The 23,356-nt window shown below is 58.6% G+C and carries 24 protein-coding genes; 2 read left to right on the top strand and 22 right to left on the bottom strand.

Going from position 1 to position 23,356, the window contains the following annotated elements; genetic code table 11:
- Positions 1-31 precede the first annotated feature (31 nt).
- Complete coding sequence (gene mdoH / locus NR195_RS18985) at positions 32-2,584, bottom strand: glucans biosynthesis glucosyltransferase MdoH (RefSeq protein WP_010669828.1); 2,553 nt, start codon at positions 2,582-2,584, stop codon at positions 32-34.
- Positions 2,577-4,112: a glucan biosynthesis protein G gene (locus NR195_RS18980; protein WP_170933489.1), complete on the bottom strand. Its 1,536-nt coding sequence runs from the start codon at positions 4,110-4,112 to the stop codon at positions 2,577-2,579. The genes mdoH and NR195_RS18980 overlap by 8 nt, the downstream gene beginning before the upstream one ends.
- 268 nt (positions 4,113-4,380) lie before the next feature.
- Here NR195_RS18980 and mdoC point away from each other — a divergent pair, with 268 nt between their 5' ends.
- Positions 4,381-5,514, top strand: coding sequence for a glucans biosynthesis protein MdoC (mdoC, locus tag NR195_RS18975; RefSeq protein WP_010246421.1), 1,134 nt, complete (start codon positions 4,381-4,383; stop codon positions 5,512-5,514).
- A gap of 296 nt (positions 5,515-5,810) precedes the next feature.
- Here mdoC and NR195_RS18970 read toward each other — a convergent pair whose 3' ends face one another.
- Positions 5,811-7,271 carry a phospholipase D family protein gene (locus NR195_RS18970; RefSeq protein WP_010669827.1) on the bottom strand — a complete coding sequence of 487 codons (1,461 nt, stop codon included), beginning with the start codon at positions 7,269-7,271 and terminating at the stop codon, positions 5,811-5,813.
- A 155-nt stretch (positions 7,272-7,426) separates the two neighbouring features.
- On the opposite strand from NR195_RS18970, the gene NR195_RS18965 reads away from it, so the two are divergent.
- A complete protein-coding gene (locus tag NR195_RS18965; protein ID WP_010669826.1) occupies positions 7,427-8,590 on the top strand; it encodes a beta-glucosidase in 1,164 nt (387 codons plus the stop codon).
- Here NR195_RS18965 and NR195_RS18960 read toward each other — a convergent pair.
- From NR195_RS18960 to NR195_RS18870, 19 genes are all read right to left on the bottom strand, one after another.
- Positions 8,578-8,751: a hypothetical protein gene (locus NR195_RS18960; protein WP_010246427.1), complete on the bottom strand. Its 174-nt coding sequence runs from the start codon at positions 8,749-8,751 to the stop codon at positions 8,578-8,580. The genes NR195_RS18965 and NR195_RS18960 overlap by 13 nt on opposite strands.
- A 39-nt stretch (positions 8,752-8,790) precedes the next feature.
- Positions 8,791-8,934: a hypothetical protein gene (locus NR195_RS18955; protein ID WP_010246429.1), complete on the bottom strand. Its 144-nt coding sequence runs from the start codon at positions 8,932-8,934 to the stop codon at positions 8,791-8,793.
- Positions 8,935-9,066: 132 nt separating this feature from the next.
- Complete coding sequence (locus NR195_RS18950) at positions 9,067-10,302, bottom strand: beta-ketoacyl-ACP synthase (protein ID WP_171820328.1); 1,236 nt, start codon at positions 10,300-10,302, stop codon at positions 9,067-9,069.
- Positions 10,299-11,030, bottom strand: coding sequence for a 3-ketoacyl-ACP reductase FabG2 (locus NR195_RS18945; protein WP_060679923.1), 732 nt, complete (start codon positions 11,028-11,030; stop codon positions 10,299-10,301). The genes NR195_RS18950 and NR195_RS18945 overlap by 4 nt, the downstream gene beginning before the upstream one ends.
- Positions 11,027-11,503: a 3-hydroxy-fatty acyl-ACP dehydratase gene (locus NR195_RS18940; protein ID WP_256844816.1), complete on the bottom strand. Its 477-nt coding sequence runs from the start codon at positions 11,501-11,503 to the stop codon at positions 11,027-11,029. The genes NR195_RS18945 and NR195_RS18940 overlap by 4 nt, the downstream gene beginning before the upstream one ends.
- Complete coding sequence (locus NR195_RS18935; protein ID WP_256844815.1) at positions 11,493-12,653, bottom strand: beta-ketoacyl-[acyl-carrier-protein] synthase family protein; 1,161 nt, start codon at positions 12,651-12,653, stop codon at positions 11,493-11,495. The genes NR195_RS18940 and NR195_RS18935 overlap by 11 nt, the downstream gene beginning before the upstream one ends.
- Positions 12,650-13,222, bottom strand: a complete 573-nt coding sequence (locus NR195_RS18930) for a DUF3261 domain-containing protein (RefSeq protein WP_031593666.1) — start codon at positions 13,220-13,222, stop codon at positions 12,650-12,652. Before NR195_RS18930 ends, NR195_RS18935 begins: the two co-directional genes overlap by 4 nt.
- Entirely contained in the window at positions 13,219-15,525 is a 2,307-nt protein-coding gene (locus tag NR195_RS18925; protein WP_256844814.1) for an MMPL family transporter, read from the bottom strand. Before NR195_RS18925 ends, NR195_RS18930 begins: the two co-directional genes overlap by 4 nt.
- Positions 15,512-16,120: an outer membrane lipoprotein carrier protein LolA gene (locus tag NR195_RS18920; RefSeq protein WP_052270895.1), complete on the bottom strand. Its 609-nt coding sequence runs from the start codon at positions 16,118-16,120 to the stop codon at positions 15,512-15,514. Before NR195_RS18920 ends, NR195_RS18925 begins: the two co-directional genes overlap by 14 nt.
- A complete protein-coding gene (locus tag NR195_RS18915) occupies positions 16,114-16,527 on the bottom strand; it encodes a thioesterase family protein (protein ID WP_031594668.1) in 414 nt (137 codons plus the stop codon). The genes NR195_RS18920 and NR195_RS18915 overlap by 7 nt, the downstream gene beginning before the upstream one ends.
- Positions 16,520-18,229: a glycosyltransferase family 2 protein gene (locus tag NR195_RS18910; RefSeq protein ID WP_256844813.1), complete on the bottom strand. Its 1,710-nt coding sequence runs from the start codon at positions 18,227-18,229 to the stop codon at positions 16,520-16,522. The genes NR195_RS18915 and NR195_RS18910 overlap by 8 nt, the downstream gene beginning before the upstream one ends.
- Positions 18,223-18,570 carry a 3-hydroxyacyl-ACP dehydratase FabZ family protein gene (locus tag NR195_RS18905; RefSeq protein WP_256844812.1) on the bottom strand — a complete coding sequence of 116 codons (348 nt, stop codon included), beginning with the start codon at positions 18,568-18,570 and terminating at the stop codon, positions 18,223-18,225. Before NR195_RS18905 ends, NR195_RS18910 begins: the two co-directional genes overlap by 7 nt.
- The gene (locus NR195_RS18900; RefSeq protein ID WP_306278213.1) at positions 18,557-19,876 is read right to left on the bottom strand and encodes an AMP-binding protein; all 1,320 of its coding nucleotides are present in this window, start codon (positions 19,874-19,876) and stop codon (positions 18,557-18,559) included. Before NR195_RS18900 ends, NR195_RS18905 begins: the two co-directional genes overlap by 14 nt.
- Positions 19,873-20,436, bottom strand: a complete 564-nt coding sequence (locus NR195_RS18895; protein ID WP_033757233.1) for a hypothetical protein — start codon at positions 20,434-20,436, stop codon at positions 19,873-19,875. The genes NR195_RS18900 and NR195_RS18895 overlap by 4 nt, the downstream gene beginning before the upstream one ends.
- 7 nt (positions 20,437-20,443) lie before the next feature.
- A complete protein-coding gene (locus NR195_RS18890) occupies positions 20,444-20,698 on the bottom strand; it encodes an acyl carrier protein (RefSeq protein ID WP_010246453.1) in 255 nt (84 codons plus the stop codon).
- Positions 20,699-20,714: 16 nt separating this feature from the next.
- Positions 20,715-20,972, bottom strand: coding sequence for a phosphopantetheine-binding protein (locus tag NR195_RS18885; protein WP_010669816.1), 258 nt, complete (start codon positions 20,970-20,972; stop codon positions 20,715-20,717).
- Positions 20,973-20,985: 13 nt separating this feature from the next.
- The gene (locus NR195_RS18880; protein ID WP_022625895.1) at positions 20,986-21,786 is read right to left on the bottom strand and encodes a 1-acyl-sn-glycerol-3-phosphate acyltransferase; all 801 of its coding nucleotides are present in this window, start codon (positions 21,784-21,786) and stop codon (positions 20,986-20,988) included.
- The gene (locus NR195_RS18875; RefSeq protein WP_256844810.1) at positions 21,779-22,510 is read right to left on the bottom strand and encodes a beta-ketoacyl synthase chain length factor; all 732 of its coding nucleotides are present in this window, start codon (positions 22,508-22,510) and stop codon (positions 21,779-21,781) included. Before NR195_RS18875 ends, NR195_RS18880 begins: the two co-directional genes overlap by 8 nt.
- A gap of 230 nt (positions 22,511-22,740) precedes the next feature.
- Positions 22,741-23,127, bottom strand: a complete 387-nt coding sequence (locus NR195_RS18870) for a hypothetical protein (protein ID WP_010669813.1) — start codon at positions 23,125-23,127, stop codon at positions 22,741-22,743.
- Positions 23,128-23,356: the final 229 nt, after the last annotated feature.

The raw sequence follows: 23,356 nt of genomic DNA, 5'->3' as shown, positions 1-23,356 counted from the left end.
AAAAAAGCGGCATCGCTGCCGCTTTTTCAGATTACGCGTTGTTTGCCAGCGCGTTGGGGTTGAGCGTGAGTTTTTGATAACTCTCAACCCACTGATGATACTTGTCCGCATCTTCCCACAGTCGGGTATGAACACGGGCCAGCACCACCGGATCGCTGATCAACTGCAGACGCTGTTCGCGGCCCAGTTTATCCGGCGCATCGCTCAGCGCCTGATCAACCCGACGGTCACGCGCATAGTCCAGTAACTGACTCTGCTTGTGGCGCGATGTGGCCAGTGCCGTTGCCAGCGCGTTGAAGGCAGGATGGAATAAGGCATGCATAAAGCCATTTTCCAGCGCGCGCTCACGGTTCAGTACCACATAGCGATCGGTATCCACCAGCTCCTGCGGCGGTGAGTACTCTTCCGGGATCAGGAACAGCTTCGCTTTCTTGCTCTTAATGCCCAGCGTTGCGCGGCTCGACATGACCGAGACAAACGGCGACAGAATCAGTGAGAAGACGATCGGTGCCAGCCACCACAGGAAGTTAAGATCCAGCAGTCCCATACCAATCGCCCACACCAGACCCAATGCCATCTGCGAACCGTGACGTTTAAACGCCTCGCTCCACGGTGTCGCATCGTCATCACGCTGCGGTGAGTTCCACACCACTTCCCAGCCGAGGAAGGCGCTGACCACAAACACCGTATGGAACAGCATACGCACTGGTGCCAGCAGCACCGAGAACAGCGTTTCCAGCACCAGTGAAGCCAGCAGCCGCAGAGGTCCGCCGTAGGCCTTCGATCCTTTAAACCAGATCAACACGACACTCAGCATTTTCGGCAGGAACAGCAGCACCATGGTGGTTGAGAACAGCGCTATTGCCAGTTCCGGACGCCACTGCGGCCAGACCGGGAAGAGCTGCCGCGGTTGCAGGAAGTAGGTCGGTTCCATCAGCGTATGCACTACCTGCAGGGCAGTGGAGAGCGCCAGGAACATAAACCATAGCGGAGCCGAGAGGTAGGACATCACACCCGTCAGGAACACCGCACGGTGTACCGGGTGCATCCCTTTCACCAGGAACAGGCGGAAGTTCATCAGGTTGCCGTGACACCAGCGGCGGTCACGTTTCAGCTCATCCAGCAGGTTCGGTGGCAGTTCTTCATAGGATCCCGGCAGGTCATAGGCAATCCAGACGCCCCAACCGGCACGACGCATCAGCGCAGCTTCTACGAAGTCATGCGACATGATTGAACCCGCAAAGGAGCCCTCTCCCGGTAACGGTGCCAGGGCACAGTGCTCAATAAAGGGTTTCACGCGGATAATGGCGTTGTGACCCCAGTAGTGAGACTCACCCAGCTGCCAGAAGTGCAGACCGGCGGTGAACAACGGACCGTAGACGCGGGTCGCAAACTGCTGACAGCGCGCATAAAGCGTATCCATACCCGATGCTTTCGGCGACGACTGGATGATCCCGGCATTCGGGTTGGCATCCATCATGCGTACCAGACCGGTGAGACACTCTCCGCTCATGACGCTATCGGCATCCAGCACCACCATGTAGCTGTAGTTGCTGCCCCAGCGACGGCAGAAGTCATCGATGTTTCCGCTTTTACGCTTCACGCGACGACGACGACGGCGATAGAAAATCTTGCCTGCCCCGCCAACATCCCGCACCAGTTCCATCCAGGCTTTCTGTTCGGCAATCGCGATATCCGCATCGTAACTATCGCTGAGGATGTAGACGTCGAAGTGTTCAGCGTTACCGGTACGAACCACTGACTCCCAGGTCGCACGCAGACCGGCGTAAACACGCTCAACGTCTTCATTACAGATCGGCATAATCAGCGCGGTACGATGTTCCGGGTTAAGCGGTTCATCTCCGACCGTTGAGTAAGAGATACTGTATTTATCACGTCCAATCAGCAGCTGCAGGAAGCCCATCAACGCCGTCCAGAAACCGGCAGAGACCCAGCAGAAAAGTATGGCGAACAGGAACAGGATGCCGGTCTGCAACAAATAAGGCAGGATCTGCATCACTGACTGCTGCCAGTTCTGATTGATCATCTCCATCGGATCCAGAAGCGTCCAGCCCTGATACGGCAGAATACTCTTCATGTACCAGGTGGCGACCACGGTCTGGAAAATGGTCAGGATCAGCAGAATGTAGCGGCGAATTGAACCGACATGACGCCACTTCTCCTCGGCACGCCGCTCTTCGGCATTGCTATAACGCGGCACCGATTTGTGTCCACGCAGTGAGTCCCAGGCACGGGCGACCGGGTTGGTACGCCAGGCTTCCGGGAACATCAGTGAGCGTTTGACCTTCGGCATCGCCTTCAGCGTGGTGCGGTCGAGGTAATCTTTACCCAACTGCTGACCTTCGGCCAGCGAATCGGGCCAGGCCATTTCAACCCGCGATGAGACCGATTTTAACGGCGCATCGTCGGGACGGTCACTGGCTGCGACATCCCTGCCCAGCACATCATGGATGAAGTGGAACTCGCTGGCATTCTGCAATGAGACGCTCAGGCGGGCCTTCCCTGCCGCATCCAGCGGCAGAGATTCCACATAACGTTGAGGTGTAAAAGTCGATTTATTCATTGGCAGGTAACTGATAGCTCCAGGTTTCCGTCAATGTCTTGTCGCCGCTAACCAAGGCCGCACGCATTTCGGTGGACTGTTTGGCATCTTTCACACGCAGACGCAACACCAGACGCCAGCCTTTGGTGACCGGGTTATAACGTACGCTCTGCTCAACCACATCAGCATTTTTACCCACGCTGACCTGCGGTGCCACCTGACTGTTTTCCGCCATCTTGCTCATGTCTTTACCCACGAAGTCGATGGTGAAAGCCACGGTGCCATCCGGCTGACGCACCAGATTAGACTGCTTCACGTCACCCGCTGAACGCAGGGTATTTTTGACCCAGGCGGTATCATCGGAGTGCAGCTGGTTTTCGTCGCGCGAGAAGTGCAGACGATATTTGAAGTTCATCTCTTTGCCAGGCTCTGGCAGCGTCTCCGGCGTCCAGAACGCAACGATGTTGTCGTTGGTTTCATCTGCCGTCGGGATTTCAACCAGTTCAACCCGGCCTTTACCCCAGTCGCCTATTGGCTCAACCCAGCCGCTTGGACGAAGATCATAGCGGTCATCAAGATCCTGATAGTTGTTAAAGTCACGCCCACGCTGCAGCAGACCAAACCCTTTCGGATTCTCAATGGTGAAGGTGCTCACTGCCAGATGACGCGGGTTGTTCAGCGGACGCCAAATCCACTCCCCGTTGCCATTGTGGATAGAGAGACCGTCAGAGTCGTGTAGTGCCGGACGGAAGTTGTTCACCGTCGATGGCTGGTTCTGACCAAACAGGAACATACTGGTCAGCGGTGCAACACCCAGTTTGCCGACGTTATCACGCAGGTAAACTTTTGACTGCACATCAACCGTTGAAGCGTCACCCGGATGCAGCACAAAGCGATACGCACCCGCCGCACGCGGCGAATCGAGCAGCGCGTAGATCACCAGCTGTTTGTCCTGTGGTTTAGGACGCTGAATCCAGAACTCTTTAAAGCGCGGGAACTCCTCACCGGACGGCAGCGCCGTATCGATGGCAAGTCCACGCGCCGACAGGCCATAAACCTGGCCGGCACCGATGACACGGAAATAGCTCGCGCCCAGGAAGCTGGCGATCTCATCGTTTTTACCCTTGTTGTTGAGTGGGTAAAGCACTTTGAAACCGGCAAAACCGAGGTTTTTTACCGCATCCGCGTCATGTTTTACATTACCGAAATTAAAATAATCGGGGTTGTATTTAATCTCGCGCACCGCGCTGGCGGTCACTTCGTTGATCTGCACCGGGGTATCGAAATACATTCCCTGATGATAGAACTCCAGCTTGAACGGCGTGCGCAGTTTGCCCCAATACGCTTTATCGTGGTTAAACTGGATCTGCTGATAATCAGCAAATTTCATTTCACGAAATTGAGAGGGTAAATTGCTTTTAGGCGCTTCGAAGCTTTTCCCTGCCAACGCTTTGGCTTGTTTGGCAACATCGTCGATGTTAAACGCCCAACTGTTATTGGCGTACAACGCCAGCAGAACTGCAGTACCAATCCAGCGTACCTTCATCAGTCCGGCTTTATTTTTTTCTTTAGTCAGCACATCCCCCCCTTTCGTGTGCTTAAATCAAACCCGTTTATCTTAAAGGATTATTCGGTTTTCCGACAGCTTATGCGCAACATTGTTCCCGCATTTCGTCAGGCTTAACCCTGCTTTTAGGACAATTAGACACTACGGATTCCACTGATAGTATACCTGGTTTATCCCAGGTAGAATTTTCACAGAGCATAATCCGGTTTCAGGGTGAAACCGGTTAAACGTACTAACGAACTGGAACTTTATGAGTACTGTAAAACCTGAACGTGAATACTTCCTCGACTCCATCCGCGCCTATCTGATGTTACTGGGGGTGCCGTTTCACGTTTCCCTCATCTACTCTGCGCAGAAATGGGCAGTAAACAGTCATGAAGCGTCGTTATGGCTGACGCTGCTGAATGATTTTATTCATGCGTTTCGTATGCAGGTGTTTTTCGTCATTTCGGGCTATTTCTCCTACATGCTGTATCTGCGCTATCAGCCACGTCGCTTCCTGAAGGTGCGTCTGGAACGGGTAGGTATCCCAATGCTGACCGCCATTCCGCTGCTGACGCTGCCGCAATTTTTTATGCTGAAAGAGTGGACGGATAAGCTGGCTGACTGGCCCCGTTTCACGCCCTATCAGAAGTTTAATAACCTGATGTGGGAGCTGATTTCACACCTGTGGTTCCTGGTGGTGCTGGTGATGCTGACCACGCTGGGGATGGTGACCTTCCGCTGGTTGCGCGATCAGCATCGCACCATTGATTATTCGCGGGTTGGCTGGGGATCGCTGACGGCGGGCGTACTGGCGTGGGCGCTACTCTGGTGCGTGTTCCGGCGTCTGGTGTTTATTTTCCAGCCTGCGTGGCTGATGGATGGTTTGTTTAGCATCATTGTGATGCAGACGCTCTTCTATCTGCCGTTCTTTATGCTGGGAGCGCTGGCGTGGAAACATCCCCCGCTGAAGCAGCTGTTTGTCCGCTTCAATCTGGTGATGTGGGTCGGTGCGCTGCTGATGTTTGCGGCCTATTGCGCCAACCAGCGACTGAGCAGCGGTGAGGGCTGGTTGTATGAGCTGGATGCGATTATCTCGACGCTGATGGGCATTTGCATGCTGAATGTCTGCTTCTGCTTTGGTCATAAGCTGCTGAATTCACATTCGCCGCGCATTATGTATCTGGTCAATGCGTCACTGTTTATCTATCTGGTGCACCATCCGCTGACGCTGCTGTATGGCATTTACGTGACGCCACGGATTGAAAATAACACGCTGGGCTTCTTCGTTGGCCTGCTGATGGTGTTTGGCATCGCGTTTCTGCTGTATGAGATTCACCTGCGCATCCCGCTGCTGCGGTTCCTTTTCTCGGGGAAATTTGAGCGTAAACAAGCACAATGACAGGCGATCAGTGACCTCGGGCCATAAGTGAGGTCAGGCTATAAATGATGTGTCTCACAGACAGCTTAAGAGTTTAAAGCGATGGGAGCATACGCCAGTAGCAAAGCATAGCGGGCCAGGGACAAAAACGCCGGGAGCGTTTTTGAACAACGCAACGCGTTGGCCCGGCAACGGGCGCACCTCAGGGATGAGGTGCGTAATCGCTCGCGCTGAGCCCGCCAGGGATGGCGGGTTTTGCGTCTTTACGGAGGGCGCATGCTTCCTGATCCAGCGCCTGTACCCAGGCAAGGTCCAGCTTACAGCAGCCACTCAATCGGCAGTCGCCACACCAGGCGTACCTGCAGGCGCTGCCACCAGGAGCAGCCTGGCTCGTGTTTATGCACAATCTGCTGCGGCTCACCCGGATACTCCAGCCAGTTTACCCTGCCCCACTTATCCAGCCGCAGCGTCCATGCCCGATCGCGCATTGACTGGCTGAAACGCTGATGCGTCTCTCCGGCGAGCGCCGCACTCTCAATCACCAGTCCCATTTCCGTATTCAGCACCGCTGAACGGGGATCGAAGTTAAACGAGCCGATAAACAGCGTCTGTTGATCCACTGAGAAGGTTTTGGCATGCAGGCTGGAGCCGGAGTTACCGGTTAATCCCCGGTCGTGCGGGGCATCAGGCACGCCCGCCTGCGGTTTCAGCTCATAGAGCGCAATACCATGACGCAGCAATTTTTTGCGCCACTTAGCGTAGCCGGCATGGACAATCGACACATCGTTAGCCGCCAGCGAATTGGTCAGAATGGCAATTTTTACCCCTTTGCGCTTCAGCGACAGCAGCTGAGCGACCCCTGCGCGGGTCGGCACGAAATAGGCCGAGATGATGTCGAACTGCTTTTGCGGCGTGCCTATCACCTCCAGCATTCGCTGCGGCAGCAGGCTTCTGGCACGCGCTTTGCCCAGCCCTTTACGCGGATCATCGCTCAGCAGGCGCGCTTTTGCCCAGGTCAGAGCCAGCGTGCCCTCTTCCAGCTCCTGTAGCAGCGAAGAATTTTCCAGCCGCTGAAGATAGCGCTGCACCGGTTCACTGTGACGCCACTCTGCTGGCAGACTCACACTGTCCTCTTCCGGCTCCTCTTCATCCAGCACCTGCTGCAGCGGCGAGACCGGCTTGCTGCGCCAGTAGCGCTCAAAATCCTCTGCGACTTCTTTAACCACCGGGCCTATTGCCATGACGTCGAGATCGGCAAACAGCGGTTCATTGCCGGTGCCGAAATATTCGTCGCCGATATTGCGCCCACCGACCACGGTCGTGACGCCATCCACCGTAAAGCTTTTGTTGTGCATGCGGCGGTTCAGACGGGCAAAGTCGGTGAGATAACCCAGCGCGCGCAGGGTGCGAAACGAGAACGGATTAAACAGCCGCACCTCAATATTGGGATGGCGGTTAAGCTGGGCCAGCGTGTCGTCCAGGCCCGGCGTATTGTTGTCATCCAGCAGCAGCCGCACTTTCACCCCGCGTCGGGCAGCTTCCAGCACGGCGCTGAACAACAACCGGCCAGAGAGATCGTTTTGCCAGATGTAATACTGGATATCGAGTGAACGCTCCGCTTTTTGCATCAGCAGATAGCGGGCAGCAAAGGCATCCAGCCCGTCGCTCAGCTGATGGACGCCGCTCAGACCCGGATGGCGCAGACACTCTGGCTCCAGCTGTGTTTCCAGCCAGCTGGACCGTTCCAATGGCTGGGAGAGCTCAAACGCTTCGGTCATGACATTTCCCTGTAAAATGCAGTTATTTTTATTATTCCCCGGTCCGACCTCTGATGCTATTCCTCTGTTCTGAGTTAGTGAGGGGTCACGGGCGTTTTTTAGTCTAGACTTAACCGGACGATCTGTGACCGGCATTATCCCGGCAGGAGAGGAATATGTCTCATCAATCCCTTACAGATGCCCGCCAGCGCTATCATCCCAGCCTGTTTCGCAGCTTTTTCCAGGGCAGTTTCCCCTGTTCCACAGCCTGCCGTACACCCGGGAAACGGCTGGATATGGTGATCAGCAGCGGACACGATATGCTGCTGGAAAAAGATTATGCCGCCCTGGCTGAGCAGCATCTGCTCACCGCCCGCGACGGTGCGCGCTGGCATCTGATCGAAAAGATCCCTGGCCAGTATGACTGGCAGAGCTTTCTGCCGATGGTCGACGCCGCGCGACGTCAGCAGATGGAGATCATCTGGGAGCTGGCTCATTTCGGTTATCCCGATCATCTTAATATCTGGAAAGCCGAATTTGTTGACCATTTTAGTCGTTTCGCCCGTGCGATGGCACAACTGATGCGCGATCAGGGCATCGAACGCCCCTTCTTTACACCGGTTAATCAAATCTCATTCTGGTCATGGGCCGGGGCGGATGTGGCCTGGTTTAATCCTCATGCGGCGCAGCGCGGTAAAGAGCTGAAGCGCCAGCTGGTTCGCGCCTCGCTGGCGGCGATACATGCCATTCGCGAGGTCTATCCGGAGGCGCGCTTTGTGCTGACTGACCCGCTGGTGCAGATCGCTCACCATCCCGATAATCCGGACAGCAAACCCTATGCCGATGCGCAGCATCAGGCGCAGTTCGAAGCCTGGGACATGCTGGCCGGTCGCGTCGATAAGGAGCTAGGCGGCAGTGAAGATTGCCTGGATATCCTCGGCCTGAACTACTATCCCGATAACCACTGGTTTTTCCCCGACCAGCCGATGTCGCTGGAGGATCCGGAGCGTGTGCCGCTGCATATCCTGCTGGCGCAGTGCTGGCAGCGCTACCAGCGTCCGATGCTGATTGCCGAAACCGGCGCTGAGGGTGAAGCGCGCGCCCCCTGGCTGCAGGAGATCAGTGAAAACGTGGCGGTGGCGCTGGATCAGGGCATTGCGGTGGAGGGGATTTCGCTCTATCCGGTAGTGGAGTATCCGGCCTGGGCCGATGACCGGCGTTCCCCTGGCCCGCTGCTGGGATTAGCCGATCCCAATGGCAACCGTAATCTGCATGAGCCGCTGGCGCTGGTATTGCGCAGTCAGCAGATTAAGTTTGCGACACGAAATCAGACGTGCTGAGAAGGTGGCTTTTTAGGGTAACAGGAGCGAACGTCGAGAGAGGGATCGGCAGGATGACGTACGTCGGTCAGCCAGACCATGGTAAACAGGAAGGTCACCCCGATTAGGCAGGCCGCCAGCAAACCGATAATTGCGATTAATTTGTCATCTCCGGAGTCCATCGCCTTCTCCTTATTCAATCCGTTGAATCCCTGTGCGTGTCAGCTCATCCAGAGCGTAATCATCAGGACAAAGATTATAAGCGTTACCGAGGTCACCGCAAGCACCACTATCGCAAAGTGCGCATCGTCAAGTGACTGGCGAATTGGCTCATCGTGATCGTCGGGTGGCAAGGGTAAAGACATAACTATCCTGTGAAAAACGTGGGCCGCCGGGAGTGATGCGGTGTGTGACAGTGTAGATGAAAGGCTGATTATCGTCCGGTTCTTTCGTCCGAAAAATAAACTGGCCCGTGCCAGCGCGGCACGGGCCTGAGATCAGACGCCGCGCCAGCGTTTGAAGATCAGTGAAGTATTAATGCCACCAAAGGCAAAGTTATTGCTCTGGATATAGTCGGTTTCAATCTCACGCGGCTCACCCATGATGTAATCCAGCTGGCCGCCATCTGCTGCCGGTTGCGTCAGGTTCAGGGTTGGCGCAAACCACCCTTCCCGCATCATCTCAATACTCATCCAGGCTTCCAGCGCCCCACAGGCACCCAGCGTATGGCCAAAATAGGACTTCAGCGAGGAGATCGGCGTCGTTTCGCCAAACACCGCCGCCGTCGCCAGACTTTCGGCCATATCACCCCGTTCAGTGGCGGTGCCGTGCGCATTTACATAACCAACGTCTGCGGCCGTGATACCGGCGCTTTGCAACGCCCGCTCGATGCAGATCTGCATGGTTTCCCGCTGCGGCTGAGTAATATGGGCGGCGTCGCAGTTGGTATGAAAACCGGTGATCTCGGCGTAGATCGTTGCACCGCGTGCCAGGGCATGTTCCAGCGACTCAAGGATCAGCGTGCCCGCCCCTTCGCCAATTACCAGACCATCGCGCTGCTGATCAAAGGGTGCGGGCGTGGTGTGCGGCGCGTCATTACGCTGGCTGGTGGCAAACAGGGTGTCAAACACCGCGGCTTCCGACGGACAGAGCTCTTCTGCGCCGCCAGCCACCATCACCGTCTGATACCCGTGACGAATCGCTTCCCAGGCATAGCCAATCGCCTGGCTGCCAGAGGTACAGGCGCTGGAGGTCGGGATCACCCGGCCGCGCAGGCCGAAAAAGAGTCCGGCATTGACGGCCGTGGTATGCGGCATCATCTGCACATAGGTGGTGCCGGTGATATTGTTGGTGTGCTTTTCGGTCAGCATGGTGGCGAACTCGCTGACCGGCCCGGTGCTGCCGGTGGAAGAACCGTAGGCGATACCCGTTTCTCCGCTGGTCAGCACCGGATGGTCAATCAGGCCCGCCTGGGTCAGCGCCAGCTCGGTCGCGCGCGTTGCCAGCAGCGAAACGCGGCCCATGGCGCGGATACGCTTGCGGGTGTAGTGCGCCGGCAGCACAAAGTCATCCACCGGTGCGCCGAGCAGCGTATGCAGCCCGTCGTAGATCTGCCACTCCGGCATAAAGCGCACCGCATTGCGGCCCGCACGGATCCGTGCCGAAACTTCAGCCCAGGACTCACCAAAGGCGGTTACGCCGCCCATGCCGGTTACGACTACCCGCTGGATCACAGCATGCCTCCGTTAATAGAAATGACCTGACGCGTCACGTAGCCTGCGATATCGGACATCAGATAGCTCGCCAGTCCGGCGACCTCTTCAGCCGCGCCCATGCGCTTCATCGGCACGATCTTCATCGCTTCCTCAATCACCTGAGGTTCCAGCCCCTCCATACCGGTATCAATCAGGCCTGGCGCGATGCAGTTAACGGTGATTTTGCGTTTCGCCAGCTCAATCGCCAGCGCCTTAGTGGCACCAATAATCCCCGCTTTCGCCGCGCTGTAGTTCACCTGACCGCGATTGCCCATTATCCCCGACACCGACGAAAGCGTGATAATGCGACCGCCGCGCCGCAGACCGATCATCGGCATCACGCAGGGCTGGATCACATTGTAAAAACTGTCGAGATTGGTGTGGATGACGCTGTCCCACTCCTGATCCGTCAGGGCAGGAAACGCCGCATCGCGGGTGATACCGGCGTTGCTCACCACACCATAATAGGCGCCATATTGCTCAATATCCGCCTCCAGCGCAGCGCGGGTTGCCGCCCGATCGGCCACATCAAATCCCAGCACACGGCCGCTGCCGCCTGCGGTTTCGATCTGCTGCAGGCACTGCTCAGCGCCTGCGCGGTCACGGTTGAAATGGACGATAACCTGATAGCCATCCTGGGCGAGACGCAACGCAATCGCGCGGCCAATCCCTTTACTGGCGCCCGTCACTAATACCGAATCTGTCATGGCTGATTTCCTTGTGACATCAATTGCTGTAATTCTACTTCATTGGGTTGATACGTATTCAGACGACCGCTGGCAAGCCGCTGGGTGCCGTAATGAATGTCGCCCTCAAAGCTGCCCATGCGGTCGTCGCGCATCAGCAGCGTCATTCTGATATCCAGCGTAACACTGGCGGGAAAGAGGGATCGCTCTGCCCGCCAGCCGCGTCCGCCCAGCAGCATGCCGGGCGGGATAAGGGTGGCGCCGCCCTGCTTTGCATGCCAGCCAGACCAGACGCCCACGGTTTGCGCCATCATCTCCACGCCAAACCAGGCGGGCAGTTCACCCTGAGGCGTCAGAAACGGTGTCAGTACGCCACCGGCGCAGGTCGACACCTGACAGTGAACCTGCTCATCATCAACGGCGATCAGCTGATCAAGCAGCAGCATCGGCGCAGCGTGCGGCAGCCAGCGTGCCGCGGGAGAATTAATAACCATGTTGGCGTCCCAGAATCAGACAGGTGTTATTGCCGCCAAAGGCAAAAGAGTTAGAGGCAATAACCGGCCGTTGCAGCGCCTGCGGCTGTAATAACAATCCGCAATCCGGCAGCGTCTCATCCGCCGCCATCTCACTGAAATCCTGCGCGGGCAGCGGCAGATTGTTTTGCAGGATCAGCGCACTGAGAGCGGCTTCACACACTCCCGCCGCGCCGAGCGTATGGCCGGTCAGATGTTTGGTCGAGCTGCACGGCACTGCATTGCCAAACAGGCGCTGAATCACGGCGGCTTCCATCTGGTCGTTAAGCGGCGTTGCAGTGCCGTGCAGATTGATATAACCCACCTGCTCTGGCAACAGATTCGCCTGTTGCAGCGCCATACGCATCGCCCGTTCAGCGCCCTCGCCCTGCGGATGGGGAGCGGACATGTGCCAGGCGTCAGACGATTCGCCAGCTCCCAGTAGCGCCAGCGGCTGCGGTTCCCGCGTCAGCAGCATCAGTGCGGCCCCTTCGCCAATCGAGATACCGTCGCGATCGCGGCTGAAGGGAGCGCAGCGACGTTCAGAGAGCGACTCCAGGCTGTCAAATCCGTTGATCGGCATCCGGCTCAGCGAGTCCGCACCGCCCACCAGCGCCACATCCGCCAGCCCCGCCGCGATCAGACGCTCACCACTGATAATGGCGCGGGCGCTGGAGGAGCAGGCGGTTGAAATAGTATAGGCCGGGCCATCCAGGCGCAGAAAGTGAGCCAGAAAACGGGAGGGATCGCCCAGCTCCTGCATCTGATAGTGATAACCGGACTGACTGCCGCCAATCTGCTGATCGCCCTCATCCACGCCCGAGGTGCTGGTTCCCAACACAATTGCCACTCTGCTGGCACCATAGTGCGCAATCGCCGCATCGAGCGGCGGACGGATTTGCGCCAGCGCGGCCAGCAGCAGCTGGTTATTACGGGTGTTGTGCGCGCTCAGGGCAGCAGGAATCAATGGCAAATCGCCTTCAACCCTGCCAAGCCAGCAGGCGCGGTCGCCGCTCAGCCAGCCATGACGCAACTGCATGCCGGGTGCCTCACCCCTGGTAAGGCTGGCCGCAATCTGCTGAGTGTTGTTCCCCAGGGCATTCAGCATGCCGATGGCAGAGATGTAAATCATGAGCCGTCCAGATGTTGAATGCGGATCTGATAGCCAAACGCATGCTGCTGAATGCTGATGGGCTGGCGCTGATTACCGCGTTGCAGATAGTCGATTTCGGTAACCAGCTGGTTATCGGCATCGATCAGCCGTCGCTTTAACCCCTGATCCTGCAACGTCCAGCCTGGCGGCAGCTGTTTTTGCCACAGCTCCCGTGGCCAGTAGCTGAGCATAATATCCGCCAGCACCTGACTGGCAGGCGGCATCTGCGGCAGCGGCATCAGTTGCTGGGTGTGAATACCGCTGGCATCGTAGCGCAGGCTGAACAGGCGAATACCCACCGAGGAGAGTCCGGCCAGATCAATTTGCTGTTCATCGGCGCTGAGCAGTACCAGCAGTGACTGACTCTGGCCTTTCACCTGTCCGGTCAGCAACTGCTGCTGCTGGAAGGCGGGACGGATGCCCGGCGGTGGCAGCGTCACCTTCACGCCCGGTTTCAGCCAGGCGGTGGGACGGCTGCTGTCGGGTGCAGGTCCGGCACAGGCGCTGAGCAGCAGAGCCGTCAGCAGAATAAGAGCGGCGCGGATCATCGTTTACTCCTTGATCGGGTGGGTCGCATCGCCAGCGGCGACAGCAGGAAAGCGCTGAAGATGCCGCTGCATAACACTGTGCCAAAACTGGCAATCGCGCTGGTGCTGCTGAATACCAGCATACCCAGCGTCAGTAAGGTGGTAATCATCGCCAGCGACACCGCCAGCAACGAGGTCAGCGGCGTACCCTGCGGGTTGCTGAAAAAGAGCGTGTAATTAATGCCGATGCCCAGCACCAGAATCAGTGCCAGCAGGGCAAACAGATTCAGCGACGCACCGATCCAGCCCAGCGTTGCCAGCGCCATCGCCAGCGACAGCACTGACGGCAGCGCGCTGCGTAAGCCCGCCTTTAACCCCAGTCGCAGGACAAAACTCAGGGTGATCAGCAGCAGCGCCAGCGCCAGTAACCCGCTCAGCAGGGTGCGCCAGAAGCTGAACAGCGAATCGTAACCTGATTTGCGGTCAATCCAGCTGACGCCCGGATGCTGTTTGGTCAGCTCCGCGAGTGCAGCGCTGTTTTTTACGCCGCTGGTGGGGATCAAAACACCGCTGCGCCCGTCTGGCAGCGTCAGCCACAGCAGTCGCCAGCCTTCACTCAGCGGACTCGACAGCCACGCCTCTGGTGTTACCGGCATCGGGGTCAGATCCGGTGCCGGCAGCGTGATACCCGCCTGCTGCAGGCGGGCCGTAATATCCGGTACTGCCTGTTTCAACAGCTGAAGATCCCGCTGTTGCTGCGCCAGCGACGTCAGCGGCAGCAGACGATAGTGCTGCAGCCAGCCCTGCTGCTGCGCCTGGTGCAGATCCGGTGCCAGTTTTTCCAGTCGCTGCAGCGTCTGCTGCGCATCATCGCCCCAGACCACAAACCAGGTCTGATCGGCGCGCTGTCCGGTCAGGGTTGCCAGCTGGCGATCCTGCTCCAGCAGATGCGCAGGCGCACTTTGCAGATGGGCGATGTCATCATCCACCTTTAACTGGGCGATACCGGCCAGCGCGAAGATCGCCATCGCCACCGGTAATCCGACGCGCAGCCCGCGCTGGCGACGCCAGGCGGCAAGCCAGCGCGCCAGCGGCACCATCAGCGGCACCGGACGCACCGGTAATCCGCGTACCAGCCACGGATAGATGAGAATCACCGTCAGACAGGAGGCCGTTAATCCGCTGGCGGCAAACACCGCCAGCTGCCGCAGCCCCGGGAACGGTGCCAGCAGCATCAGCAGCCAGGCGATGGCGGTGGTCGCCAGCGCCAGCAGCAGCGTGCCGCGGACTTTTCGCAGGCTCTGCCACGGCGTCTGCTGATCGCCGTGAACCATGCGCTCGGTGAGATAATAGAGCGTGTAATCCGCAGAGATGCCGACAATACTCAGGCTCATCACCAGCGTCATCAGATGCAGTTCACCGAAGCAAAGCAGCGTCATCACCGTGCCCGCCATCGCGCCGATGGCCACAGACGTAACCGTCAGCAACAGCGGGCGCAGTGAGCGGAAGACCAGCAGCACCAGCAGGACAACGCCACCCAGCGTCACACTGCCCAGCGTTTTAACGTCATGCTGCGCACGCTGGCTGGCGTTGTCGCTGAACAGCACCGTGCCACGCGTCAGCAGTTTCGCCTGCGGCCAGCGGCTTTTAAGCTGTTGCTCCAGCGCGCTGAGTCGGGTAACCAGCGCATGACTTTGCTGCATACTGAAGGCGTTGTTCGCCAGTTCGCCATGCAGAAAATACCACTGCTGACCCTGTGCATCTTTTACTGTCAGCCAGCCATCATGCAGCGTCATGCGCCCGGCGTTTTGTGCCAGCGCCAGCTGCGAACCCCGCACCAGCATCATGGGATCGCCCTGCAACTCTTTGCTGCTGACGCCAGAGAAGGCCGAAAAGAGCTGCGCCAGCAGCCAGTCAGCCTGCGCGTCGCCGCCGTTCTGTAAGCGGTCGCGCGTCACCTCATCGATCAGGCCGTTACGGTGTTGCCAGGCAAAGCGGCCCCACTGCTGCTGCTGTTGCCCGTCGAGATCACCCTGCACCTGTTTCAGGTCAGGCAGCGCGCGCAGCTGGGCCAGCCACCAGGCGGCGACCTGGGGATCGTCCTGCTCTCCGGGTGAAACCAGCCACACCAGCTGGCGATCCAGCCGCTGCATAAAGCCCTGCTGCAGCGCAGGCGGTGCCGCCCCCAGATTCTGCTGCGGCAGCAGCGCCAGCACACTGCTGTTGAGCTGACTGCGCGGCAGCAAAAAAGAGAGCGCAGCCGCCAGCAGCAGACAGAGGGCCAGCCACAGGAGGGCCAGCAGCCGATCGTTACGGCCCGGCAAAACGCGCCTGCTCCTCGTCGCTTAACTGCGGCGGTTCAATTCGGGTGTTGCTGAGCTCTATTTGGGTTTTATCGCCCTGCTTATCATCCAGATTGATACTGTCCAGGAAGGCGCTGCCCGCCAGCGAGATACGGTTGAAGATTTTGTTGAGCGGCGCCGCTTTGGGCGTCAGCTCCAGCGTCCAGGCTCCGTTGCCGCGATCGCTGAAGGCCACGCTGAAGTTCTCGTTCAGCACTTTCTGGTCGGCCTGGAACAGCGCCCGCAATAGATGGTTGAACTGGAACATCTGCGGGTTGCTGTCGGCGGTGATTACCTGAGGCTTCTGGCCGCTGAGGCTCTGCACCATGCGTTTATCATCCAGCAGCAGCGTCATCACAAAGGGTGTCTGCTGATGCCACCATAAGCCCTGCTCGCGAGCGATCAGCATCTGCCCGTGCGAGACCAGCGGCTGACGCATGCCGGAAATGGTGCGCGTCTGGATAAAGTCTGCCCGAATCACCGGCTGGCTGGCAAAACGCTGCTGCAGCTGATCCAGCGTGACCGCGCTGGCGGCACTGGCCCACAGCAGCAGGCTGGTAAGCACAATTTTCAGCATCCTTTCACTCCTAAACGTTCCAGTAAAATATCGGGTGAAACAAAGCACAACGCCTGACTCTCCTGCTCCACCGCCACCTGCAGAGTATGCGCTTTGGTGGTGATCTGACCGGCAGCATTTCGCACTTCATAGTCGATGCGCAGACGGTTCTCATATTCCGTAATCCGGGCGCTGACGCGAATTGTCTCTTCGCAGCGCAGTGGCTGGCGGTATTTGACCCGGGTATCGACCACCGGCCAGACGTAGCCGCTGGCGGCCATCTCGGCATAGCTGTAGTTAATGCTGCGCAGCAGGGCTTCACGCGCCACTTCGAAAAAGCGGAAATAGTTGCCGTGCCAGACCACGCCCATGGGATCGCAGTCGTGGAATGAGACGGTCAGCACGACTTCAGCATGATGTTCAGTCATGGTCAGACTCCTTGTGGTGCGCCTGTTGATCAGGCAGCGTCCAGAAATCGAAAAAGTTAAACCAGTCGAGCGGCGCCAGCAGTGCGTAATGGGCCAGCCGCGCTGCGTAACGATCGACCGCCTGTTGCAGTGCCTGCTGACGTTGCGCACGCGGCAGCAGCAGCGGATCGGCGAAGGGCTCACAGTGAATACGCAGTTTACCCTGTTGCTGCAGGGCGAACATCAGCAGCACCGGACAGCGCAACGCAGCCGCCAGCACAAACGGCCCCTGTGGAAAGGGCGCGGCGCGGCCCAGAAAGTCGCTCCAGATCACCCGCCGCTCGCCGCCGCGCTGCGGATTGACCGCAGTGCGATCCCCGACAATCGCCACCCATTCGCCCGCATCCAGCTTCTGTTGCAGCAGGATAGCGGTCTCCGGCCCGATATCGCTCACCGGCATCAGATTCACCCCCGCCTGCGGGGCGATGGTTTCCAGCACCGCCCGAAAGCGCCGGGCATTATCGGTAAACACCAGCGCATTAATCACCAGTCCGCTGACCTGCTGCGCCATCGCGCGACAGGCTTCAATGTCACCAAGATGGGAAGCGAGAATCAGCTTGCCCTGCGGCGTGGGTGTGCGGATCACCGCTTCTGCGCCTGGCGCAAAATCGATATCACGTCCCCAGCGCAGATCGCCGCGCCAGCTGGCCACTTTATCCAGCATTGCCTTGGCGAACCGCAGGAAATGGCGGTAGCTGTTAAGCCGTGGCGGTAACGCAATCTGCTGCTGCTGCGCGGCGGTAGTGACCTGCGCCAGCCACTGCCGGGAAGCGCGTCGCGCACGCTGACCGCTCAGCCAGTAGACCGCCACTACCGGCCAGAGTAGCAGAGTAAAGGGGAGCCGCCCGCCGTAGCGATAGACCGCCAGCATAAAACGTAATCCCCACTGTCCGCGCCGCTCCGTTTCCGCAGACCAGTGCGTCGGCGGTTTACGCATCGCCAGCAGACGAGGAATGCGCGGCAGCATGCCGAAAAACAGCCGGGTATGCATCCAGGAGATGCGCAGGTTGTCGTAGAGCGCATCGAAGTGTGACAGCCCGCTGGCCGGATAGGTGACGCGGGTCGGGATAAAGCGACTGCGGGTTCCCTGCCAGTAGAGCCGCACCATGATCTCGGTATCAAAATCCATGCGCTGACCGATGGCCCGGCGATCGCACAGCGCCAGCGTCGCGGCCAGGGGATAGACGCGGAAGCCGCACATGCTGTCGCGGATCGACAGCGACAGCGTTTCAATCCAGACCCAGAAGTGGGTGATGTAGCGACCGTAAAGGCGTGATTTGGGGATCGAGTCGTCATAGAGCGGCTGACCGGAGATCAGCGCGTCGGGATAACGCTCCGCTTCCGCCAGCATCAGCGGCAGATCTTCCGCCTGATGCTGGCCGTCCGCGTCGAGCTGCACCGCATGGGTGAAGCCGCGTGCCGCCGCAGCCCGCAGTCCGTGGATCACCGCCGCGCCTTTACCCTGATTGCTGTCGAGTCGCAGCAGGCTGAGCTGCGGGGCGTGCAGCGTCGCCAGCTGAAGCTGAGTGGCCGCATCGCTGCCATCATCCACCACGATTACCGGCAGATTAAAGGGTGCCAGCCGTGCCAGCACTGACGCCATCATCGCGCCGTGGTTGTAGCAGGGGATCACCACGCAGGGTGAAAACGGGGCGCTTAACACAGCGCGATCTTCCCGCTGCTGGCGATCTGCTCGCCGTCGTTCTTCAGCAGGCTGTAACGGAAACTCAGGCGGGATTTTTCAGCGTCCCAGTCCAGATGCAGTTGCAATAGCGAGTCGGGTAATACCGGCTGCTGAAATTTAATGTTATCAACGGCGGCAAACTGTTTACCGGGCGCAAGCAGTGATATGCCGTAGTGCATCACCCAGTCGAGCTGAGCCACACCCGGCAGAATGGGCAGATGCGGAAAGTGGCCCTGAAACCAGAAGAGTCCGCCATCTATCTGCAGGGTCAGCGTGACGCTGTCAGCCCGCAGCTCCCGGCTGCGTTCAATCGGCAACATGAAAAAGTTCCTCTATTTGCGGCCAGGCGCGTTTGCTTTGGGTGGTCACCGGAATAGTGGCCACAATCCGCCAGTAGCGCGGCATCGCCAGCGGTTCCAGCCAGCGCTGCAGCTGGCGTTTCCACTGCTGCCTGCGCTGATGCAGAGCCGCCTCATCCAGTGCGCTGTTCAGCGCCAGCACGACGCCAATCGCCTGACGCTCATGACGCGTGACCACCAGCGCTACGGCATCCTCGATTTCCGGCAGGTCGGTCAGACGGCGCTCTATCTCGCTTAATGAGATGCGCTTGTCACCGATTTTTACGATGCGATCGTGGCGTCCTGCCAGCTGAAATCCGCCGTCCGGATGCATAGTCAGTCGATCGTCAAGCAGCAGCCCGCTGTCACCGGCAATCAGCGGCGACCAGACCTGCCAGCGATCGGGCGTCACCTGCTCCAGCCTGACCTGCGGGAAGCGGCGCCACGGCGCCTCTGCCCGATCGCACTGACGCCAGGCCAGAATGCCGGTTTCGGTGCTGCCGTAGATTTCACTGACCTGACAGCCAAAGCGCTGCCAGACCTGCTCCGCATCAGAGTCGCGCAGTGCGCCCCCGGCGGAGACAATCAGTTCACAGGCGGGCGCTTTCAGCGTGCTGTCCAGCCGCGATAAAAAGGCCGGGCTGCTGATAAAGGCATAGCGAACGTCGCGCGGAAGCTGGGCCAGCTGTTCGCCGTAAAACAGCGGCTGGGCGGCAAACGGCAGCCTGAGCGTCATCGGCAGGAAAATTCGAAACGATAAACCGTAGAGATGCTGATGGCTGACCGAGGCGATGACCCGGCACCCCCGCAACGGTTCGCCCCACAGGCTGCTGAGCCAGCGACTCTCCTGCTCCATCACCGCCAGCGACTTCACCACCTGACGCGGTGCGCCGGTGGATCCCGAGGTGAAGAGCACCAGTTCTGCACTCTCCGGCAGCGGCGGCAGCGGCCCCTGCGTTTCTGCGTCGTCCCACGCCAGCAGCGGCAGACTGACCGCCAGCGGCATGTCGCACAGCACGCCATCCAGCCGATCCTGCCTCTCATCCAGCAGCGCGGCGCGGCAGTGACCCGGCATCACCGGCGTTTTGCCGGCATACCAGCATGCCAGCAGCGCCACACAAAAACGATAACTGTCATCAAAACAGAGCGCCCAGTAGCTGCCCGGTTGTGCTGCCAAGCGCTGGCGGAGCGCCACGACCTGACGATGCATCGCGCTGAGCATCAAACGTTGGTCGCCGCGCCAGGCGACCTCGCGATCGTCTCCCGTCAGCCAGTCGGCCACTCTCATGCTTTTCGCCTCACGCGCTGACGTACCAGCCATTCAGCACTCATCAGCGCTGCGATTAGCAGATAACTTATGCCGCCATTCCACAGCGTCCAGAGCCGCAGATCGCCCAGCAAACAGGTATAGATCGCCATGCTGCCGTTGCCGATAAAAAACAGGCACCAGATTTGGGTGACGCGGCGGGTATAGCGCACTGCCGCAGGGGGAAGCACGGGCTCACGCAGCCGGGCGATGCGTTCCACCAGCGGCATCGCACTCCAGAGTGAGGCGCCAAACACCAGCAGCATCGCCAGATTGACCGCCACCGGATACCACAGCAGCAGATGCTGAGTGCGTAATAGCTGGCTGCTGACACAGAGCAGTGCACCGAGCAGCGCCAGCCAGCCCATGACCGCGCCCATGGCGTTTTGCTGACGACGCAGCTGCAGCCAGCGCAGGCCAAACAGCAGTGCCAGCAGCCAGAAAAGCCCCTGCCAGCGCGGCTGGGTCAGCGCCAGCCAGACCAGCAGTGGCCAGGCCAGTAGCGTAAGCAGATTCAGCAGGCGAAGCGTAGCAGCAGGCACGGCGGGATCAGGCGTCTTCGCGCATCAGTTGTTCCACGGCATCCACCACATCCTGCACGGTGCGCACCGCCCGGAAGGTTTCCGGTTTAATCTTACGGCCGGTACGTTTTTGCAGATGAACCACCATATCGACGGCGTCAATGCTGTCGAGTTCGAGATCTTCATACAGACGTGCCTCGGGATGGATATCCTCAGGCGCAATTTCAAACAGGCTGGTCAGTAGCGAAGCCACTTCCTGATAGATCTGTTCTTTGTTCATCATAAGGTTGTCTCCGCTTTCAGCCGCGCTGTTGGTTGACGAACGCAGCCAGCGTCGCAACAGAGAAAAAGTGCGCGCGCAGGGTTTCACTCTCAGCGGACAGCGCCACGCCGTAGCGATTTTTCACTGCCAGGCCAAGTTCCAGTGCATCAATCGAATCCAGCCCCAGTCCGTCGCCAAACAGTGCAGCGTCGGTCTCTATATCATCGGGACTGAGATCTTCAAGGTTCAGCGTGTCGATAATCATCTGTTTGATATCGTTAATTAATGAATCCATACCGGTTTTCGTCTTACCTGTTCTGGGGGACCAGCGCCTGCTGTAAATGGCGGGTCAGGCGACGCGCGGCCAGCGGCTGCGCATCGGGATTGCTTTCACAAAACGACTGACTGTCGATTCGCGTTTGTACACGCACGGTAAACAGCGGTTTAACCGGCGGAATCTGATACCAGCGGCTCTGTTTATCGAGCATACGCTGGCTACAGGTGATGTGAACCACACGCAGATCGCATCCGGCGCGCACCGCAATATTGGCTGCCCCGCGCTGCAGAGTCAGTGGATGACCGTAGCGGGTGCGGGTGCCTTCCGGAAAGATCAGGATATTGTCGCCGCGCGCCAGTCGCTGCTGGCTGTCCGGCAACAGCGTCTCCGCTTCACTGTTGATCAGATAGTCCGCGGCGCGGATCACCCCACGCATAAAGGGGTTCTTTTGCAGATCGGCTTTAACCAGACAATCCATCTCTGGCAGTACCGAAGCGATCATCACGTAGTCGATCAGTGATGGATGATTGGCGACAATCAGGCATCCGCGATCCTGTTGCAGCAGCTCTGCGCCTTCAATCCGGTAGTCATAGACTCCGGTCATCCGGCAGAATCGCAGAAAGCAACGGAAGCTAAAGGCGATAGCGCGTCGGGCCAGCAGGCGGCGGCGCAGCGAATCGCGTTGTACCAGCAGCAGCAGATTGAAGCCAATCAGCGACAGCAGCAGTCCGCCTATGCCAAACAGCGTAAAACTTACCGCCGTCATCACCAGCCGCCAGCAATAGTTCATGCGGCTGCCGGTGTAGTGCGCCGGTTGTGAACAATCAGCCATGATGTCTCTCCCAGTGCCATGTCAGGCGTTCGCCCGGCAGGCTGAAGGTGGGCGATTCCGCCAGCCACTGCTGCAGAAAGCGCAGGCTTTGCGGTAACCCTGTTTCTGCCCTCTCCTCTCTGCCAGCACGGCCAGTGCAGTGCAGCTGGTCGCCCGGGCGCAGCAGCAGCGCCACCGCATAGGGAAAGTTCACACGCTGTTCCGGAAGCCACGGCAGATAGTAGTCAGGCACGATGCCGTCGAAATCGACCAGCAGTACCTGCTGATAACCCGCCTGATGCAGCGCGCTGACTTCGATCAATCCCTGCTGAAACGAGTCGACTCCGGCGGCGATTGAGGTGGAGACCAGTGGCGCTTTGGCTGCAATGGTCAGGCTGCCGACCGCCGAATTGTGAACCGACATGGCAAAATCCGTAGGTGACATTGACTGCTGATCGGCCAGGGTAGTGAGGATGCGCAGATTACGTTCCAGTTCACCATGACGACTGGTGAACACGATAGCGTCAACCTGCTGACGCGCAAGCAGCGCCAGCCCACACTCTACCGCCGCACGACTGCCGCCGCTCAGACGACGTGCTGTCATCATCGGTAAAAATTTCGGCTTTGCCATCGCCTCTTTAGGGTCTATGACGTTGCCCTGTTGCGCCCAGTGCTGCCAGCCCTCGCCCCCGTGTAATCCCGGAGCCAGAGCCTGCCAGTCGACCAGTGAGTAAGCGAGTCTCATCTCAACACTCTTTTTGTCATATGTGTGGCGTCGGCGTTTATCGGGGCATCACCCCGGCCCTCTGCAAAAAAAGTGCGTCCGGGAAACCCTCTGCCGATTCCGCATCAGGCCTTCACGGTAGAGGGTTACTCAGTGGTTCAGCAATAGCAGCTCATCTGATTTGTCGGCCGGCTGCCGGAGATCTTTATGCTTTGATCGGCTGTCGACACATCATTGCGACAGCGCACGCATTACTGAGCGGCAAGAGCAGAGAGTCGTAACTGAATATCCTGATCGAGATTGGCAATCCAGCGGTTGTAGTTATTGTGGATCTCGCCCTGCTCCGCTTTCAGGTTCTCACTGCTGACATAATCGATGCGGTAGTTCTGGCTGGTATACGTGATGCGAATAGTCGCCACGAAATCACGCTGAGCCAGACGACCATTGATCACGCCAGGCGAAACGGGAGTCATCACCCATTTCCGGCCAATACCCGCTTCGATGATCGCCAGTTTCATCTGGTTGTCGCTGTAACGCTGAGTGAGCGTTTGATTCACGTTATGAATCGGCGCAGTGCGCGCGCAGCCGGTTAATAACGCAGCGACCACGGCCAGCGTGCAAATAGTTTTTTTATTCATGATGAATCCCTTCTTTTATTTTTATATCAGTAAGTTAAACGGATAATCCGTCTCGCGCAGGCTAAGCTTTCAGTGCGCTTTTCCGTCTGGCTGGCTTAAAACCCGCGCATGATACCACCGAATGTAAAGACAGGTAAGCAGAAGTATGCGTGGGTTTTAGGGGGTTATTTGGGGGATTAAAGCGGGGAATATGCGCAGTCGCCGCGACAGCGCAGAGGCCGATCCCTGC

This window comes from Pantoea sp. Ft-CA_14 (assembly GCF_024520875.1).
Taxonomy (GTDB): Bacteria; Pseudomonadota; Gammaproteobacteria; order Enterobacterales; family Enterobacteriaceae; genus Pantoea; species Pantoea agglomerans.
Note: the sequence above shows the minus strand (reverse complement) of the source record. Positions and strands in the feature narration are given on the sequence as shown.

Excerpts from the sequence above, each read along its gene's own strand:
- mdoH (WP_010669828.1), bottom strand. The coding sequence starts at position 2,584 with ATGAATAAATCGACTTTTACACCTCAACGTTATGTGGAATCTCTGCCG.
- mdoC (WP_010246421.1), top strand. The coding sequence starts at position 4,381 with ATGAGTACTGTAAAACCTGAACGTGAATACTTCCTCGACTCCATCCGC.
- NR195_RS18970 (WP_010669827.1), bottom strand. The coding sequence starts at position 7,271 with ATGACCGAAGCGTTTGAGCTCTCCCAGCCATTGGAACGGTCCAGCTGG.
- NR195_RS18965 (WP_010669826.1), top strand. The coding sequence starts at position 7,427 with ATGTCTCATCAATCCCTTACAGATGCCCGCCAGCGCTATCATCCCAGC.
- NR195_RS18960 (WP_010246427.1), bottom strand. The coding sequence starts at position 8,751 with ATGGACTCCGGAGATGACAAATTAATCGCAATTATCGGTTTGCTGGCG.
- NR195_RS18955 (WP_010246429.1), bottom strand. The coding sequence starts at position 8,934 with ATGTCTTTACCCTTGCCACCCGACGATCACGATGAGCCAATTCGCCAG.
- NR195_RS18945 (WP_060679923.1), bottom strand. The coding sequence starts at position 11,030 with ATGACAGATTCGGTATTAGTGACGGGCGCCAGTAAAGGGATTGGCCGC.
- NR195_RS18940 (WP_256844816.1), bottom strand. The coding sequence starts at position 11,503 with ATGGTTATTAATTCTCCCGCGGCACGCTGGCTGCCGCACGCTGCGCCG.
- NR195_RS18935 (WP_256844815.1), bottom strand. The coding sequence starts at position 12,653 with ATGATTTACATCTCTGCCATCGGCATGCTGAATGCCCTGGGGAACAAC.
- NR195_RS18930 (WP_031593666.1), bottom strand. The coding sequence starts at position 13,222 with ATGATCCGCGCCGCTCTTATTCTGCTGACGGCTCTGCTGCTCAGCGCC.
- NR195_RS18920 (WP_052270895.1), bottom strand. The coding sequence starts at position 16,120 with ATGCTGAAAATTGTGCTTACCAGCCTGCTGCTGTGGGCCAGTGCCGCC.
- NR195_RS18915 (WP_031594668.1), bottom strand. The coding sequence starts at position 16,527 with ATGACTGAACATCATGCTGAAGTCGTGCTGACCGTCTCATTCCACGAC.
- NR195_RS18905 (WP_256844812.1), bottom strand. The coding sequence starts at position 18,570 with ATGTTGCCGATTGAACGCAGCCGGGAGCTGCGGGCTGACAGCGTCACG.
- NR195_RS18900 (WP_306278213.1), bottom strand. The coding sequence starts at position 19,876 with ATGAGAGTGGCCGACTGGCTGACGGGAGACGATCGCGAGGTCGCCTGG.
- NR195_RS18890 (WP_010246453.1), bottom strand. The coding sequence starts at position 20,698 with ATGATGAACAAAGAACAGATCTATCAGGAAGTGGCTTCGCTACTGACC.
- NR195_RS18885 (WP_010669816.1), bottom strand. The coding sequence starts at position 20,972 with ATGGATTCATTAATTAACGATATCAAACAGATGATTATCGACACGCTG.
- NR195_RS18880 (WP_022625895.1), bottom strand. The coding sequence starts at position 21,786 with ATGGCTGATTGTTCACAACCGGCGCACTACACCGGCAGCCGCATGAAC.
- NR195_RS18875 (WP_256844810.1), bottom strand. The coding sequence starts at position 22,510 with ATGAGACTCGCTTACTCACTGGTCGACTGGCAGGCTCTGGCTCCGGGA.
- NR195_RS18870 (WP_010669813.1), bottom strand. The coding sequence starts at position 23,127 with ATGAATAAAAAAACTATTTGCACGCTGGCCGTGGTCGCTGCGTTATTA.